Origin of the sequence: Enterococcus sp. 12F9_DIV0723, assembly GCF_002174375.1 — a bacterium.
GTDB classification, from domain to species: domain Bacteria; phylum Bacillota; class Bacilli; order Lactobacillales; family Enterococcaceae; genus Enterococcus_A; species Enterococcus_A gilvus.
In genome coordinates, this window is record NZ_NIBK01000002.1 from 42234 (window position 1) to 58358 (window position 16125).

General features: G+C 42.1%; 15 protein-coding genes. 5 read left to right on the top strand and 10 right to left on the bottom strand.

Going from position 1 to position 16125, the window contains the following annotated elements; genetic code table 11:
* Positions 1 to 3: 3 nt before the first annotated feature.
* Complete coding sequence (locus A5868_RS13320) at positions 4 to 891, bottom strand: glycosyltransferase family 8 protein (RefSeq protein WP_086305161.1); 888 nt, start codon at positions 889 to 891, stop codon at positions 4 to 6.
* A complete protein-coding gene (locus A5868_RS13325; protein ID WP_086305163.1) occupies positions 888 to 1742 on the bottom strand; it encodes a glycosyltransferase family 8 protein in 855 nt (284 codons plus the stop codon). Before A5868_RS13325 ends, A5868_RS13320 begins: the two co-directional genes overlap by 4 nt.
* Positions 1743 to 2044: 302 nt before the next feature.
* Between A5868_RS13325 and A5868_RS13330 the strand changes: the two genes are divergently transcribed.
* A complete protein-coding gene (locus tag A5868_RS13330; RefSeq protein ID WP_086305166.1) occupies positions 2045 to 2857 on the top strand; it encodes a Cof-type HAD-IIB family hydrolase in 813 nt (270 codons plus the stop codon).
* Between the two features lie 46 nt (positions 2858 to 2903).
* Here A5868_RS13330 and A5868_RS13335 read toward each other — a convergent pair whose 3' ends face one another.
* Together A5868_RS13335 and A5868_RS13340 are read right to left on the bottom strand one after the other, a co-directional pair.
* Complete coding sequence (locus A5868_RS13335) at positions 2904 to 3545, bottom strand: carbonic anhydrase family protein (RefSeq protein WP_086305168.1); 642 nt, start codon at positions 3543 to 3545, stop codon at positions 2904 to 2906.
* A 37-nt stretch (positions 3546 to 3582) separates the two neighbouring features.
* Positions 3583 to 4506 (bottom strand): alpha/beta hydrolase, encoded by a 924-nt coding sequence (locus A5868_RS13340; protein ID WP_086305170.1) that lies wholly within the window; start codon positions 4504 to 4506, stop codon positions 3583 to 3585.
* 126 nt (positions 4507 to 4632) lie between these two features.
* Here A5868_RS13340 and A5868_RS13345 point away from each other — a divergent pair, with 126 nt between their 5' ends.
* Positions 4633 to 5001, top strand: coding sequence for a YccF domain-containing protein (locus tag A5868_RS13345; RefSeq protein ID WP_086305172.1), 369 nt, complete (start codon positions 4633 to 4635; stop codon positions 4999 to 5001).
* Positions 5002 to 5060: 59 nt separating this feature from the next.
* Here the strand turns inward: A5868_RS13345 and A5868_RS19060 are convergent, their stop codons facing one another.
* On the bottom strand, positions 5061 to 5231 hold the full coding sequence (locus tag A5868_RS19060; protein ID WP_167540793.1) for a hypothetical protein: 171 nt from the start codon (positions 5229 to 5231) through the stop codon (positions 5061 to 5063).
* Between the two features lie 69 nt (positions 5232 to 5300).
* Positions 5301 to 5555, bottom strand: coding sequence for a TfoX/Sxy family DNA transformation protein (locus A5868_RS13350; protein ID WP_010778997.1), 255 nt, complete (start codon positions 5553 to 5555; stop codon positions 5301 to 5303).
* A 391-nt stretch (positions 5556 to 5946) separates the two neighbouring features.
* On the opposite strand from A5868_RS13350, the gene A5868_RS13355 reads away from it, so the two are divergent.
* Together A5868_RS13355 and A5868_RS13360 are read left to right on the top strand one after the other, a co-directional pair.
* Positions 5947 to 7407, top strand: a complete 1461-nt coding sequence (locus tag A5868_RS13355; protein ID WP_086306455.1) for a helix-turn-helix domain-containing protein — start codon at positions 5947 to 5949, stop codon at positions 7405 to 7407.
* 61 nt (positions 7408 to 7468) lie between these two features.
* Positions 7469 to 8005: a YbaK/EbsC family protein gene (locus A5868_RS13360; protein ID WP_010778995.1), complete on the top strand. Its 537-nt coding sequence runs from the start codon at positions 7469 to 7471 to the stop codon at positions 8003 to 8005.
* Positions 8006 to 8139: 134 nt separating this feature from the next.
* On the opposite strand, the gene A5868_RS13365 is transcribed toward A5868_RS13360, so the two are convergent.
* Both A5868_RS13365 and A5868_RS13370 read right to left on the bottom strand, forming a co-directional pair.
* Positions 8140 to 10080, bottom strand: coding sequence for a hypothetical protein (locus A5868_RS13365; RefSeq protein ID WP_087654173.1), 1941 nt, complete (start codon positions 10078 to 10080; stop codon positions 8140 to 8142).
* 546 nt (positions 10081 to 10626) lie between these two features.
* Positions 10627 to 11580, bottom strand: coding sequence for a hypothetical protein (locus A5868_RS13370; protein WP_086305175.1), 954 nt, complete (start codon positions 11578 to 11580; stop codon positions 10627 to 10629).
* A gap of 180 nt (positions 11581 to 11760) precedes the next feature.
* On the opposite strand from A5868_RS13370, the gene A5868_RS13375 reads away from it, so the two are divergent.
* Positions 11761 to 14328 carry a transglycosylase domain-containing protein gene (locus A5868_RS13375; protein WP_086305177.1) on the top strand — a complete coding sequence of 856 codons (2568 nt, stop codon included), beginning with the start codon at positions 11761 to 11763 and terminating at the stop codon, positions 14326 to 14328.
* Positions 14329 to 14427: 99 nt separating this feature from the next.
* Here A5868_RS13375 and A5868_RS13380 read toward each other — a convergent pair whose 3' ends face one another.
* Positions 14428 to 15096, bottom strand: coding sequence for a CPBP family intramembrane glutamic endopeptidase (locus A5868_RS13380; RefSeq protein WP_086305179.1), 669 nt, complete (start codon positions 15094 to 15096; stop codon positions 14428 to 14430).
* Between the two features lie 97 nt (positions 15097 to 15193).
* Complete coding sequence (gene arcC, locus A5868_RS13385; RefSeq protein ID WP_010778990.1) at positions 15194 to 16123, bottom strand: carbamate kinase; 930 nt, start codon at positions 16121 to 16123, stop codon at positions 15194 to 15196.
* Positions 16124 to 16125: the final 2 nt, after the last annotated feature.

Genomic DNA, 16125 nt, shown 5'->3' on the forward strand with positions numbered 1-16125 from the left:
ATTTTACCCTAATTTTCTTGTCGGTGGTCGTTTCGTTGGCGTCGTTTCTGTCTCAATTGCGTCTTCAAAAGCGGTCAAATCTTCGTACTCTTCATAATATTTTTTCAACGAAGAGGTGAACTCTGGGTCCCACGGTTTTACATGGCCCGAGTAATGGATAATTTTTGGGTCTCGCCGTGCTTGAAAATATTCTTTTTCGCCTTCTGGGTCTGGATGCTCCACTTCACGTTTCATAATATAGCTTTGGGCATTCCACTTAGGATGCAGTTGCAGCCATTGGTCATGTAAAATGGCATTCAACGCGTCTTGATCATGAAATTTAAGCTTTTCAGGATTGTCATGGATAAAGCGCAACACACGCTTCGTTACATTCTCACTCAGCCATTTTTCCACATTAATCAGCATAAAGCCAGAATTGAAGTACGTTGTCGATCCACAAGCGATGTCCATTTTTTCGAGGCGATTATGGAAGCCTGCGTCCTCAACAGCTGCTAATGTGTATGCGCCAAGATCAATCTCCCAAAGCTCTGAAATATCGGCCAGCGCAATCATGTCACAATCCAAATAAAGAATTTTCTCTACATTTTTATCTTTAAAAAGTTCAGGGATCGCGATTCGATAATACGCCGTTTCAGGGATTCGATCACTTTCTACAGCATCCGAAAAATAATTCTTATCGATCGTTAGGAAATGCAATTTTTCGTCGTACTCCTTAAGCGTTTCTCTCATCAATCGTTTATTTCCGATACTGATCTTATCATCGATCACATAAAAATCGATCATTGATGGTGGTTGTTTCGTGTTCTCTAAAATGGAAACAAATAGTGCCGAAACGTGCTCCGCAAAGCCGTCATTACTGCTTGAAACCACTGTCATTTTTTCATTTTTCATTTTACATTCACCGTCTTCATAAAGATACTTTCGTTTAGCAGTTCCATATATTTCTCTTGGAAAGGATGGTCTTCTAGCGTATTCCAAGGCTTGTCGTGTCCTGTAAAATGGATAATCGCCGGATTCTCCCGTCCTTCCTTGTATGCTTTTTTGTAGGGTTCAGTCGGTGCTGGATGTTTGTCCGAAACCAATGACGCCTGCATATTCCAACGAGGATGGAACGGATGCCACTGCTCATACAACACCGCATTCAAGGCATCTTGATCGTGATAAATGATTTTATCCCCGTGCTTTTTCAAGTAACTGATCGTTTTCTCTGTAATTTCTTGCTGGTTCCATTGATCAACATCGATCACCATCACGCCGGAGTTAAAATAGTAGTCTTCTGAATCTACGCCGAGTCGTTCTAGTGCCTTCGTTTGGCCTGGATCAATGATCGCTCCGATCGTTTTTCCTTCTAGATCCTGTTGATAAAGTTTTTGGATATCATCCAAAATAAGCGTATCTGCATCGATATACAAAATTTTCTTATATTGTTTTTTTGCCAAAATCTTTGGCATCGAGATTCTAAAATAAGCGGTCGTCGTAATATGATCACTCACTAAAAAGTCTTCATACACACTTTCATCAACCTTCACAAATTGAATAATAGCGGCATTTGAATGATTACGCGCCGTCTGGATCAATTTTTCTTTACTTGCGACTGAAAGATCGTCGTCGATAATAACGAAGCGAATGGGTGTATTCCTCGACGTTTGTTTCAATAAAGTTGAGATCATTACACTAAGATAAGGAGCATAATTTTCATCAACAGCTGTGACTACAGGGATTTCCTCAATTTTCGAGAACATAAAAGCTTCACTCCTATCTGAATTTTTCGTAGCTATTAATAACATTCCTCTACAAAATCCAGAGTAGCCCCCTCCGAACAATTAAGCAAAATTACTGCCTTGACACCTCTTCCATTTACTCAAAAAACAGACTAAAAGTGCCCGTATTTGGCTGTTTTGTATTAATTATTAATTTTTCCTAAAGTTTTTATTTATTTTATTGTAATTTAATTGAATATTATTCACATGAGCGTTTAATTGTTCATTTTCTCTTTATTAGACTACCCTTAAGATAGATAAAGTACAAAAAAGGACGGATATAGATGAAATTAGTTGCAGTAGATCTTGACGGCACCTTGCTAAATAGAGACGGTCTTGTCACTGAAGCGAACGCCTCCGCACTAAAGAAATTTGACGAACAAGGCGGAGTCATCGCGTTAGCTACGGGACGCTCGATACACTCCGCAAAAGAAGTATTCGCCCACTTGGGGATACAGGGGTATACTTTGGCTTCGAATGGTGCCTATGTGGCACGCATTGAAGATGGCGAAATCGCCGATGTTCTGAAAAACTATACCATTGATTCTGATACAGTGAAAACGGCCCTCACACTTGCGATGAAAGCGGAAGTGACGGTCGTAGCCAGCAGAGCGACCCAAGACGACCGCCTGTCCTTTGCACAGGATAAGAATGAAAAGAACAGCCCCTACTATGCACAATTCAATTTGAAAGAGTCAAAAGTTGAGAATTTATGGAAGGAAATCGAGGAAAATGAGATCCGTTATTTCAAATTGGCCTTTACAGATAAAGACACACGCAAGCTGGTCAAACTCCGTGCGCAATTAGAAAAACACGAGATCAACAGCTCCTATTCTGATACCTACTGGCTCGAAGTGATGGCAGATGGTGTCAATAAGGGTGCCGCATTGAACTTTTTAGCTGCCCACCTAGACATTGAAGCAAAGGATATTCTGGCGATCGGTGATCAAGAGAATGATCTGGAGATGTTGAAAATGAGCGGAACGAGCGTGGCGATGGCTAACGCAGCCCCTGCTGTAAAAAAAATAGTCCACAAGATGACTCGCTCCAACGATCAGTCCGGTGTCGCGTTTGCATTAAAGGATTACCTCGACTAACCCTCCCACTACACAAATAAAGAGGCTGCCGAAATCGGCAGCCTCTTTATTCATTGTAGCTCAACACTTTACGACCATTCAATGATTGACACGTGCGGTTGTTTCTTCCGTGGATCGCCATGAAGCGCAGGATCTGTTCTGCTGAGACTTCCATAATGGTCTGCATCAGATACCACTCGATGCCTTCAGTCAATGGTGGTGTGGTTAATGAGCCGATATAGTGATAATAGCTTTTATTTTCAGGAATCAATCCGTCTACAGAAAATTCGCCGAAGCATTGCTGCTTGTCGTATTGATCCAATACATGTTCAAAATCTGGGTTGTGCTCTCCAACTTGGTAAAAAACACCCAAAACGGCTGTTTGACCGTTAGGCGATTGGAAGAGAAAATGACCTTCCAATGGAAAAATCTCGCCATTTAAGCGATGTTCTGAATCCGCGTGAAAATGCACTTGGACAAAATCAAACCTGCGATGGTTGATGAGCGCCTGCCCCGCACCTAAAAGCTGCAGGTTTTGTCCATTATTAAAAAAAGTGGCGGTCGTATCAGAAAAGTTCACTTGCACTGGGGCAAGCGCCTCGTAGGTTTCAGTCATGCTCGTTTGGATGTCGATCGGTGATTGGGTCTGACCGCCTTGCGGATGCCAATCTCCCTGGTGGCAATAATCAATTAAAAATTCTGCTTTCATAGGATACCTCAATTACCTTAAAATTTTTACAATAATATCATTTTCCAGAATTTTTTTCCATCCATATGCAAATATCATTGAAAACTGAAAGTTTTTGGGTTTCATTTAGCAGTTCATGGCGTGCTTTTTCGTAGAGATGGACGGTCACTTGTTGTACGCCAGCAGCTCGATACGCGCGGGCCGCTTTCATTGCACCTTTTCCATACTCTCCGACAGGGTCTTCTTTTCCAGACAATAAAAGAATCGGTAAATTTTTAGGTACCTTGTGGACTAACTCCGCGTTTTGCGCACGAATAATCAATGTAAACAATTCGTGGTACCCGCTTAATGTGAATAAAAACCCGCAGTTAGGATCTGCAAGGTACGCGTCGACTTCCTCCGGCAGACTGACCAGCCAGTCTTTGTCCGTTCTTGGAGCTTCTATTTTGCGATTCATCGTACCAAATGCCAGGCGATCGATCAGCTTACTAGGATGCTTTTCCCCTTGAATCTTGCTCAACAGCTTCGCCGATTTCTGACCCATTCGCGTCAACCAAACAGGCTGCTGCCCCGTTCCGACTAAGATCGCGCCTTGGATCTCTTCTCCATAGTCGTAAATATAATTGCGCAAAACAAAGGAACCCATGCTGTGGCCTAAAATAAAAAAAGGCAGCTTCGGATATTGCTTCTTTCCCCACCGGGTCACTTCATACAAATCTTGGACCAATCCGTGCTTGATCGTTTCGTCATGAAAATAGCCTTTCGGGTCTTCCTGGATGGATGATCCGTGGCCTAGATGATCATGACCGATCACAACGATTCCCTGTTCATTCAAGTATTCGGCCAAAGCTTCATAGCGCAATAAATGCTCGGCCATGCCGTGTGTGACCTGTAAGACCGCCCACGGCTCATCACAGGACCAATGATAGCCTTGCAGCCGGGTGGTTTCATCAACAGAAAGCAATTCAACGGTTTCTAACATAAGAGACTCCCTTCTTCTATACATCGTTTTAATTTATTCGCAAATTTTCACGTCATAAATCCATCTCAAGTTGGAGGTACTTTTCTAAATAAATGATACACTATTACTAAAATGGAGGGATAGAATATGTCTTGCTTAGGTAATATCATCTGGTTTATTTTTGGCGGCTTGGTTGGCGGGCTGCTTTGGTGCCTCGCGGGTGTTTTATGGTGCCTCACGATCATCGGTATTCCGATCGGACTGCAATGTTTCAAATTTGCGTCTTTGAGTTTTGCGCCTTTTGGCAAAGACATTGTGTACCATACGACAGGGTTAAATTTGTTCGTCAATATTATTTGGCTGATTGTTTCCGGGGTCCCTTTGGCATTAGGCCATCTGGCCAGCGCTTTCTTTCTATGCCTCACGATCGTCGGCATCCCGTTTGCTATACAATCTGTGAAGCTCGCACGGTTGGCACTGCTGCCATTCGGTGCCGAGATTGTTCCAGCTCGCTGACCGAACGTTGCTAAAATCGAATAATATAAAAAGAGGAGACCGCAGTCTTCCTCTTTTTCTTATCCGAAAATCAAGTAGAGCAATCCTGCAACTACTAATACGATATTCAGCGTTACTTGAATGTTTACCATCAATGAAGAGATGTTTTTCTTCTTGCGCTTTGCGAGGCTAAGAAAAATATTATACGCACCTACTAAAATGATGAAGATTACTAATGCTGTTAGATACAAAAAGCCACTTCCCTTTTTAATTGTAGTGTACCGTGAAACAATTACACCAGCAAGCGAAGTCAAAGAAATCTAATTTAATTGTTTGAAGAAATCTCGTAATTCCGCTTTTCGTCGTTCACTCAGCTCACGTTTGGGAATATCTTGGATGGCACCTTCTAATCCGTACAACAGATGTAAACACGCACCGTCATCTACCAAATGACGGATCTTCAGAAACGCACCCTCTGTTCCCAAATCCCGCAACTGCTCCGGTTCAACGATCCCTACTTGTGCTAATTTTTCTTCATTTACCACACCAATATTTTTCATTTCTGAGATTCTCATTGCTTACTCCTTTTAGATATATTATACCTTAGAATGTAAGCGGAAACGACCGCTTTCATAAAAAAGTGCTGCGAAGATTTTTATTTGCGGTATCATTGGAATCATAATTTATAAAATCCTCGTATTTTTTTGCTCGCTGCACTTCTCTTTAAACAGGTTTTTATTTTTTTTCAAACTTTTTTATCCGCTCATTTTTAATACTTCTTCTCTTTCAAATAAGAAGAAAATATAACTGGCGTTCTTTTTTGCAAAGTATTTTTAAAGATTTTTTTAGGTTAAAACTTTATTTTTTGTCTTTTATTAGGTTATTATTTGTACTATATGATATTTTAATTTATCATATAAAGAAGTGAGCTTAATTTTTAACAAATGGAAATGGAGGCGTTTTTTCATGCTGGGGATGGATAGAAATACTTTATTAAAGATTCAGATCATTGAGATATTAGACGGTCTCCAAGCGCCGATTTCTCTAAAAGAGCTACAGGAGAAGATCGGATACGCAAGTCTTGGTACGATTCGTATGAACTGCAAAGAGCTGCAGATGATCATTGATCAGCTTTATACGGAGGAAGACTATTCGTTAAAACTTCGCATGAACAATGGGCGCGGTATCCAACTGGATCGCTCCTCGACGAATCTCCAAACATTGACGAGTTATCTTTACCAGCATGATCTTGCATGTGAGATCATTCGTACGATACTGGTTAAACGAAAAATCTCAGCTATTCAATTTTGTATGGACAAAAATATCAGTGAATCCAAGCTGAGACGAAAAATAAAAGAAATCAATCAAGAATTGAAGGACTCGGACCTTTATATCTCTTGTTCTGCGAAAATCAGTCTCAAGGGACGGGAAGTCGATATCCGTCGTTTTTATTATGTTTTCGTTCGAGGACTTTATCATCAATTTACGCAAGTTGCAGGGATCAATACGGACAGCTATTTACAATTGGCCGATCAAATCGAAGACTACCTAAAGATTAAAAATAATCCGACGAACTTGGAAATGATCAGTTTTTGGTTATTGATCACAAATCAATCCCTCATTAAAAAAAGCCCGCTTGTCTTCAATGCTGCTGAGGTAGAGCAATTGAATCGCTTCAAATACCCGAAAAAACCTGATTTTTTAAAGATGTGGGACAATGACGAGTGGCGCTTCTTTTTATATGCGATTTATAGTTCTCTGTTGAATGATTTCGAGTTGCAACCGAAGAACGCTTCCAAAGAACGATTTTTCACTGAGGCGACAGCCTGCTGGATCGATGCCTTCTCTACGCATTTCCGTTCGTTGAACTTGAAGGAGCAAAAAAGTGTCGGACGAAAGCTGAGACAGCATTATTCAGCCTTCTCTTTTTTCAGGCTGAACCTTCCTCTCGTTACACAGCTTAGTATCAATGTGGGACTGACCCGTGTGGAAACACAATTTCCTTATTATTACCGTCGCTTCCAAGCGTTTTGGCAAGACTTCACTCGAAAAATGCCAGAATACGACCGCCCACAGTTGCAAATGTACACGATCCTTACTTGTATGACCCTGTACCCGCTTGAAAATTGTCTGCCGAAAATATCGGTCTATGTCTTTTCAGAGCTGAGTGAACTTTTTGCCAGCTTTATCCAGCAAAAGATCGATCTGCATTTTAAAAATCAATACCATTTAGATTTTGTTGAAACGCCTCAAGAGGCCCAGTTAATCATCGGGACTTCTCCTACCTGCAACAATTTCTTGTTGGAAAATCAAAAATCTGTCGTGATTCGATCAAACGTTTCACCAGCAGATTACCATGATATTGAGCAGATTTTTGATTCTCTCGTTAAAAAGGATCTGGAAAACAATCAAATTAAATTAAATTAGCTTGTGAAGCTGACCAAAAACAGGTATTGTAGTATTTATCACAAAGAAAGAGGAGGCCGCTATGGTTTACGTTAGTGAGATGCATACTACCCCGCCGACTGAATTTGGTTCGGAATTAGAAGAAAAAACCTATGACACATTAGCAAAGTTGGAGATTCCTTTTTACCAAGTCGCTACTGGAGAAGCTTTGACGATGGAGGACTGCATTGACATCGATGATCGTTTAGGTGTTGAAGTGGTAAAGACGATTTTTTTATGCAATCAAAAGAAAACGAAATTTTACCTATACATCACGCCGGCTGATTTCAAATTTGTCACCAAGGACTTTGGCAAAAAAATGGAGATTCCTCGCGTTTCCTTTGCCTCTGCTGATTTGTTGAAGGAACGCTTAGGTGTGATTCCTGGTGCGGCGACGATCTTTGGACTTCTTAAAGATCCCGATCATGAGATTCAATTAGTGTTCGATCAATCGGTCTCTGAACGGGAATGGTACGCCTGCAGTTCTGGCTCTGTTACAAATTATATGAAACTTCGAATGACCGATGTGTTTGATAAATTCTTGCCTTACACAGGTCACGAAGCTATTTTTATCAATTAAAAAAGTGTTAGGAGACCCCTCTCCTAACACTTTTTTTGGACGATTTTTTGAGAAAGCCACTCAAAAAACGGTTTCTTTCCTTTTTTTAAAACACTTTTTTCCCCCGACCCTAATGGATCACACGTGCGAGGTGCTTAACATCTTACAGTCACACAGCCGATTTCTTTCATCGGACCAGTGATCTCTTTTCCGCAATCTGTGCCGACGGCTTGAATTGCGAAGTAGTAAGTCCCTCTAGATAAGCAGACCTTGCTCAATGTGTAATCCAAGTAATAACCTTTTCCAAAAGCGCCATTCATATATTTGGCATAGCGAACATCGATGGTCGTGTAAGCAGAGCCATATCCTCCGCTAGCGGTTCTTCGATAAACGCGAACTTTCGAATAATCTAACGTACTAGGATTTTGCGTACCTAAGAAAATCTGTGCGCCATAATAGCGTGTTGGAATACAGCCGCACACTAAATAATTTTTGATGCAGCCTTTTAATCCAGTACCGATTTCCTTTTTCTTCAATGTGGTTGCACAGCTTGGGCCCCATTGAGGACTTACCCAACTGCTCCATTGACCGTAGTTTGCTTTCACCCAGTAGTAATAGGTCGTGCATTGGTTCAAGCAATCGTCTAGGTAAGACATTTCTGAACCGTCTTGCTTGCCATTCACTGTGATCGCTGTTGCATTGTTGATATTGTTCGTTGTACTGCGATACAGTGTATAGCTTGTTGCATAGCGAGTAGACCCATTGTCACTCTTCGTATTTGTCCAAGTTACTTTGATCGCTCTCTCAGAGACAGCAGAAGCTTTGATACTTGGATTCAGTGTCTTTCCGCAAACGGTGAATTTACCGATGTTTGAGCTAGACACTGTTTCGATCGTATACGGACATGTCTTCGGACGTCTTACCATGACTTTGTAGCAATAAGTTGTGTTGTGGTCTAATTTGATATCATTATAGGTCGTTTGTCCTTTTACTGTAGCGATCTCTTTGAAGTTTCCAGAGTTGTAATCGTTACACTTGTTGACTGCCCGATAGATCTTGTATTCCGCATCGCTGCCTTTTGATTCCCAGCTAAGTTTCAGCCAATGATGCTGTGTTTCAGTCACACAAACATTTTTAACTGCATCCCATTTTTCTTTGTAGTTGTTTTCATTACAGTGTTTCCCGCTGTGGTTTTTGTCACAGTGCTCGCCATGCTTCCAATTATGGTTGCAGTCTTTGCCGCTATGCTTTTCGTCACAATCAGGTTTGTGTTTCCAATTGTTCGTGTTGCACTCTTTCCCACTGTGATTTTTGTCGCAGTCAGGTTTGTGTTTCCAGTTGTTTTCGTTACAGTTTTTCCCGCTGTGGTTTTTGTCGCAATCGGGTTTGTGTTTCCAATTGTTTTCGTTACAGTTTTTCCCGCCGTGATTTTTGTCGCAGTGATCGCCATGTTTCCAGTTGTTTGAATTGCATTTGCGGTATTTACTATGGTTTCTATCACAATGTGAATCATGCTTGTTATAACTGTTGCAGCCACTTCCACTATGCTTTGTATCGCATCCTGTTTTATGCTTGAACGATCCAAAGATACGGCTGCTAGCGTCTTCTTCTGCTTCTTCAGATTCGGCGATCTCAACTTGCGGTGCTTCCGCAGCAGCATCGATTCCCTCTTCATTTTCTTTTTTAGCAACGTCCTGGTTGGCGATTGGTCCAGCAGCATCTGCTTCTTTCCCATCAACGACCGCTGCTACTTTATAGTAGTAAAGATAATCCGATTTGATCGTGCCTGCTACCTTCAACGTCATATAATCGTCTACGGTAAAGGTCTTATCACTTTTCAATGAAGCAATCTTTTCAAATTCACCGTCTTGTTCTTCCCCACGATAGACGTTGTAGCTTTCTGCATCCACGACCTTATCAAACTCAATGGTAGTCCAATTTTGTTCATTGTTGTATTTGACCGTCAGATTTTCCGGCTTGTCGCTATCTGCCGCAAAAACTTCCGCTGGTATCCCCAATGAAGATACCGTCATGATCAGTAACGTTACCAACGACATGATCCCTTTAAACTTTTTCATTAGTCTCTTCTTTTTCATTTCGCTCTCCTTTTCTGCTCTTACCCAAGTGCAAAAAGTGCACAACAAATAACCCTACCCTAACTATAGTGACTACTACCTTAGAAAAGCAGCAGTCTATTTTTTAAGAGATTGTTTTTGGCCAAAAACAGAAGTAGAATCCCATGTACCACCCCCCATCAAGTAAACATACCACCACGTATGTTTAGGTTAGAGGATTCCTCTCTCAACTTTCCCCGCCTCTAAGAATGTGATTCTTCGGGGTATTTTCCTCTTGACATAAATATAACAATTATTGTAATATATTTCTATAATCCCTCAAAAATCAAAAATATTCTTTGAATTATGATGAAAAGTTTTTCCTACATCCCATATATTTAATAATATATTTAATTAATTGGTTGGCTGAGGGCGTTCAATTACTGAGAGTATCTCGCTTTTTTGAAAAATTTGTCTTTTAAGAACAGTCGATCGCTACAAAAAAAGACCCTCAAAAAAATTGATGGCCTTTCTCATATAATTATTATTTTTAATTAAGTATATCTTGTAAAACTAAAAGAATTCTTCCTATTCTTTTCGATTGATCGAAACGATCTTTTGCTGCAAGCGATCGTAGACAACAACGAACTCGGAAACTTTTTTCTCGGACATCGGTACTCGGAAGTAATAATCCGATTGGCCGTCTGTTGGCGTGTTTGTATGGTAAAAACCGGAAAGGTAGGCGTGTGTAAGGTCCCCACGGGTATCCTTGAATAGTTCAAAGAAGCCGCTTGGATCATTCACAGAGATACTTTTCTCTAATGCCTTAAATTCTATTTGGTCCTTGTTCATTCCTGCTTTTTGCATTTGTCGATACAACTGCGTATCTGTTCCCTTACGGACTATTTCCGTCCATGCTGTCTCAAAGTCTGCGGATTTATCAAGGTACGTGTCATCCTTTGTGATGACAGACTTCATATCACTGCCGTCTTCTGCGGTCAACTCCGACAGTTCTTTATCATTGAAACGCAGTCTCACCGTATAATCATGGCGCGTCCCGTTTGTATCGGTAAAGCTCCAAACCTGCCGCTGGGTCATCATGGGCTGGTCATCGATCAGTCGTTGACCAAAGCCAATCAAACTGACACTCACAAAGCCGCTCTCTTCAGAGCTTACCATCGGATAAATCTTGCGGTAAAGATCAAAGATGTTTTTGCCATCCTTCGCCGACCCGTAAATTTTTTCGATCGTGCTTGCCATTGCCTGTGAACTAGAGAAGCTGCTTGCATCCTCAAAGGCTGTATTCAGTGCATCCACTTTTTTTGTTTGTTCTTCTACTAACGTTTGATCATTGATATCTTTTAATGCCAGAGTTTTAAGTTTTGGCAATTCTTCTTTTTTCTGTGCTTTGTCGTCGCTTGCGAACACGCTGAAGGGAATCGTGAATTGTGGGAAATTTCCGCTTAATACGATACCAAAAATGCCGACAAACAACGCTGCTAGGACACCCCAAAAGATCAACCATTTTTTTGCTGTGTTCATAGGTCACCTCGTCTCCTCCTTATTGTGGCGACTAATCGCAAAAGCGTCAAGTATTTCTAGTGAATAACTGCCTATTTTTATGAAATTATCTAAAATTTCCCTTGCAAAAATAGGATTATGATAGTTATTCTCGTCAATTTCTATTACACTAGAAGAAATGATTTATAAGGATAGGCGGATATGGCAAACAGACAAGAACGGCATCAAAAAAAACAAGAGCTCAAAAAGAAACCCACACGAAACAAGCCTTCACGGATCAAGCTGGCGAAATCTACTAAGATTTCATTAGGCATACTTACCGTGATACTTTTAATGCTCCTCGCAGGTACGGTTTTCTTTTTCCAAAAGTATGGCAAGGAAGTGACCGCAGCGATTGACGCTGGTGAAGAGCACGCAGCGAAAATTCAGGAAAGCGATTTTAAGCAATACCACCCAACCACGATTCTCGAGAAAAACGGGCAAGTCATCAAAGAGCTAAAAACGCAGGAGCGGGACTATTTAACGTATAAGGAAATGGACCCCCTTGTTTCCCAAGCATTGATGTCGATTGAAGACAAGCGCTTCTACGAACATCATGGTGTCGATACGCAAGGGCTTCTGACGATCGCGTTGAATGCTGCTACAGGTCGCGGCGTCCGTGGGGCTTCTACGATTACCCAGCAATTGGTCAAAAATATTTATTTGACTCCTGAAGTGTCTATTTCTCGAAAAATCGAAGAAATGGTCATGGCTCAAGCCCTGGAAAAAAGATTTACAAAACACCAAATCTTAGAATATTACTTAAACAACGTGTACTTTGGTCACGGTGCCTACGGGATCAACGCGGCGGCGAAGGTCTATTTCGGAAAGTCCATCAATGACACCAGTCTTTTAGAAAAGGCAACACTGGTAGGTATTACGAACAATCCGGGGATTTTTGACCCTACGACCAATAAGGAAAATGCCTTAAAACGGGCCAAGCTGATTTTAAAACAGATGAACGCGCAGGGTTATATCACGAAAGAACAATATGAAAAAGCGAAATCAGACGATATCTCCGCGAAGATTCATAGTAACGCCCTGAACAATCAGCTAGACAATAATGAAGTGGCTTTAGCCGTCGATTCAGCGACGAAGATTCTAATGGGGCAACAGGACTTCCGCTTCCAGTATCAATTTGACTCAAAGGAAGAAGAAGATCGCTACAACGAAGAATACAAGACAGCGTATAACAAAGTGTATCAGCGAATCCTTTCCGGAGGCTATCAAATCAGCACGAACATTGATACGGGGCTTCATGATCAACTGCAAGGAATCGTCAGCAACGTCATGAACGCTTGGCAAGACCGTGGAGAAAATGACTTCTTTACGAAGCAGGCGGCGATGACAGTCATTGACAATCAGACAGGCGATGTCGTCGCAAGTATCGGCGGGCGCGGCGAAGAGGGCAACCACTACAATCGGGCCTTTCTCTCTTTCCGACAACCTGGATCAGCGATCAAGCCATTAGTCTCTTACGCGCCTGCGTATGAGCGCGGTTTGCTTGAGACAAATGCCGTTTCAGATGATCGACCAAACGACACGTATCCAAACAATATTTACAATGGCTCTAAGGGAAACTTGACCTTAAGAAATGCCTTAGCGATATCTTCAAACGTCGTTGCGTACAAATTAGCGGAAGAAAATCGGGCGGAATTAAAAGAGCCTGTCTATCAGCCATTAGCGCAAATGCAATTTACCGGACTTGATGTCCAAGACGATAACCCGATCATCGCTGTCGGCGGGATGACCTATGGTGCCACCACACAGGAAATGGCGAGCGGAATCGCTACTTTAGTTAATCAAGGGAATTACCGCGCACCATTAAACATCCAAACGATCAAGCGAAAAGACAATGGACAAGAGATCTTCGCGCAAAACGATCTTGCGCAACAAAAGGTATACAGTGACGATGCTGCCTATTTGACCATCGATACGATGAAAGCTGTCCATCAAGACCCTGATGGTACGGCAAACGGGCTGGCCTTGGCCCACAATCAAAATTGGGCGGTCAAGACCGGGACGACAGATGAAGCAAAGGATTTATGGACAGTCGGCGCCACCCCGTATTACACCGTAGCTGTTTGGGCCGGCGATGACACGCCGCAACCACAGGACAACAGCAGCGTGGGACAGGCAACGAAGGAAATTTTCAAACAAACGATGGATCTTTTAAATAATGGCAAAGAAGACGTTGATTTCCAAATGCCTTCTTCCGTGCAAAAAGTCGGCAACCAATTGGTGACTCGTTCCAGTCAAACCAAGCAAGTCTTAGCAACACGTAAGAATGCGTTGCAGACTTCGACAGCGAACATCGATACCTTGGCGAAACAAAAAGCCAACGAATTAACGGCGGCGAAGTTGAATACGCCAATGGTTGAAGAAGCTTCAACCTTCAGCAATCAATTGATTTCTGAACGAATCGATACGTTGAGTCAATTCGAGATCATCGTCACAGACAGTCAGGACAATTGGCAGACCTTCGATCAGTATGCACAACAAGTCTTTGCTCTGGTCCAACAGGTTGAGCCATCGGGCGGTTCTCTTTCGGACCAATATACCAATGTCTACCGCAACAAAGAAGCAGAGTACGCCCATGAAAAAGCTGCGCGAGACTCTGAACTGAATACGGTCAAAGACCAAATTCAAGACACAAAGAACCAAAGTAAAGACTTAGACAAACGAATCAATGATTTGAAAAAACAAGTCGAGCAAGCAGAAAAAGACTAAAAAAACAGTCGCCGATTCGGCGGCTGTTTTTTAGTTTAGTGACATAAGATAGACAAGTTGCGGATATTCACTCCTTTAAAGCAGCCGCCATCCCATTCACTATATGAGAAAAAATACTATCAGACATGCACTTATTTTGATAAGCAGCGGAACAATCAGCCTTCCTGTCTTCACGTAAGCGAGACCTAGAATACCATTCACTAGTAAATATAAGAGTCCGCAGATGAAGGTTTCTGGCTGCAATAAAATGCTGTACAAGATACTCGATACCCATACACCTAAAAACGCGTGATCCTTGAAAACCAACCCAATAATCCCTCCTCGGAAAACAACTTCTTCCATAATTGGACTAAGGACGAACGTAAAAAGTACAATGATCACTAGCGGAACTGTAGATAGAACCTGCGTGTCTAATGGATTTAACGCTTTTTCAATAATGACTTTGTGATCAATAAGGACGGATTCCAACACGGAGAGAATAAGTAGAGAAATCGTGGCTGTTAAAATGATTTGAATATTTCTCTTGGTCAAAAATTTCAAATCAAAAAAGAACAAATCTAAACTTTGAGAAAGCCGTAGGAGTATAAATGAGGCAAATAAGCAAAACAGACAGAGTGCAAAACTATCAATTGTCGTAAAACTATGATCGTTGTTTCTTTGGGCGATCACTAAAAACATGGAGAACATCGCCGAAAAAAATACGACCAAACCGCCTAATCCTATACAAATCATCACATTCCATAATTTATCGACTGTTTGATTTTTCATGGCTCCTCTCACTCCCTTTTCTTTTATTGTACCGTGCAAACACACGCAAAAAATCCCGATTCCTTGGAAAATATACCAAGAAATCGGGATTTTGAGTTTACATCTGTACTTTCGTTCCGCTGTTGCCTTTCACGGCTTCTGACGCTTGTTCTAAAGAAGCGATGATGGCTTGACGGCCTGCTTTTGATTCAGCGAAGTCGATCGCCGCTTCGACTTTTGGCAGCATACTGCCCGGAGCGAATTGGTCTTCGCTAATGTACTGCTGCATGTCAGCGACAGTCGTTGTTTCCAACGCCTTTTGATCAGGTTTGCCGAAGTTGACGAAGACATGGTCGACAGCTGTTAATATAATGAAGACATCTGCGTCGATCAGCGCAGCCATTTTAGCTGCGGCAAAATCTTTATCGATGACGGCATCGACGCCTTTGTAGCGTGAGCCTTCATAGATTACCGGAATACCTCCTCCACCACAGGCGATGACGACTTGCCCCGCATCGACTAAGGTTTTTAAACTGATTTTTTCGTAAATATCTACTGGTTTTGGTGATGGAACGACCCGCCGCCAGCCGCGACCTGCGTCTTCCACATACACGTCGTCTGTTTCATCCATCAGTTTTTTGGCTTCTTCTTCCGTGTAATACCCGCCGATCGGCTTCGTCGGATTTGAGAAGGCTGGATCTTTCGGATCAACAACGACTTGTGTCAGCATCGAAACGACTGGAATGTCTTCCATTCCGCGGGAAACCAATTCTTCATCAATGGCTTGCTGCAAATGATAGCCGATGTAGCCTTGGCTCATCGCTGTACATTCTGGGAACGGCATCGTATCTTCCGCCGTCTTGCTGGTTTCTTCGAAGGCCAAACGGATTTTTCCGACTTGCGGGCCATTGCCGTGAGCGATCACGACATGGTGTCCGGCGGTGATCAGATCCGCGATGGATTTCGCTGCTAATTCTGCTTTGGTTAATTGCTCATTGGCGGAGTTGCCTAGCGCATTCCCGCCTAAAGCGATCACGATTTTTGACATTA

Coding starts and splice junctions, on each gene's coding strand:
- A5868_RS13320 (WP_086305161.1), bottom strand. CDS start 891: ATGAAAAATGAAAAAATGACAGTGGTTTCAAGCAGTAATGACGGCTTT.
- A5868_RS13325 (WP_086305163.1), bottom strand. CDS start 1,742: ATGTTCTCGAAAATTGAGGAAATCCCTGTAGTCACAGCTGTTGATGAA.
- A5868_RS13330 (WP_086305166.1), top strand. CDS start 2,045: ATGAAATTAGTTGCAGTAGATCTTGACGGCACCTTGCTAAATAGAGAC.
- A5868_RS13335 (WP_086305168.1), bottom strand. CDS start 3,545: ATGAAAGCAGAATTTTTAATTGATTATTGCCACCAGGGAGATTGGCAT.
- A5868_RS13340 (WP_086305170.1), bottom strand. CDS start 4,506: ATGTTAGAAACCGTTGAATTGCTTTCTGTTGATGAAACCACCCGGCTG.
- A5868_RS13345 (WP_086305172.1), top strand. CDS start 4,633: ATGTCTTGCTTAGGTAATATCATCTGGTTTATTTTTGGCGGCTTGGTT.
- A5868_RS13350 (WP_010778997.1), bottom strand. CDS start 5,555: ATGAGAATCTCAGAAATGAAAAATATTGGTGTGGTAAATGAAGAAAAA.
- A5868_RS13355 (WP_086306455.1), top strand. CDS start 5,947: ATGCTGGGGATGGATAGAAATACTTTATTAAAGATTCAGATCATTGAG.
- A5868_RS13360 (WP_010778995.1), top strand. CDS start 7,469: ATGGTTTACGTTAGTGAGATGCATACTACCCCGCCGACTGAATTTGGT.
- A5868_RS13365 (WP_087654173.1), bottom strand. CDS start 10,080: ATGAAAAAGAAGAGACTAATGAAAAAGTTTAAAGGGATCATGTCGTTG.
- A5868_RS13370 (WP_086305175.1), bottom strand. CDS start 11,580: ATGAACACAGCAAAAAAATGGTTGATCTTTTGGGGTGTCCTAGCAGCG.
- A5868_RS13375 (WP_086305177.1), top strand. CDS start 11,761: ATGGCAAACAGACAAGAACGGCATCAAAAAAAACAAGAGCTCAAAAAG.
- A5868_RS13380 (WP_086305179.1), bottom strand. CDS start 15,096: ATGAAAAATCAAACAGTCGATAAATTATGGAATGTGATGATTTGTATA.
- arcC (WP_010778990.1), bottom strand. CDS start 16,123: ATGTCAAAAATCGTGATCGCTTTAGGCGGGAATGCGCTAGGCAACTCC.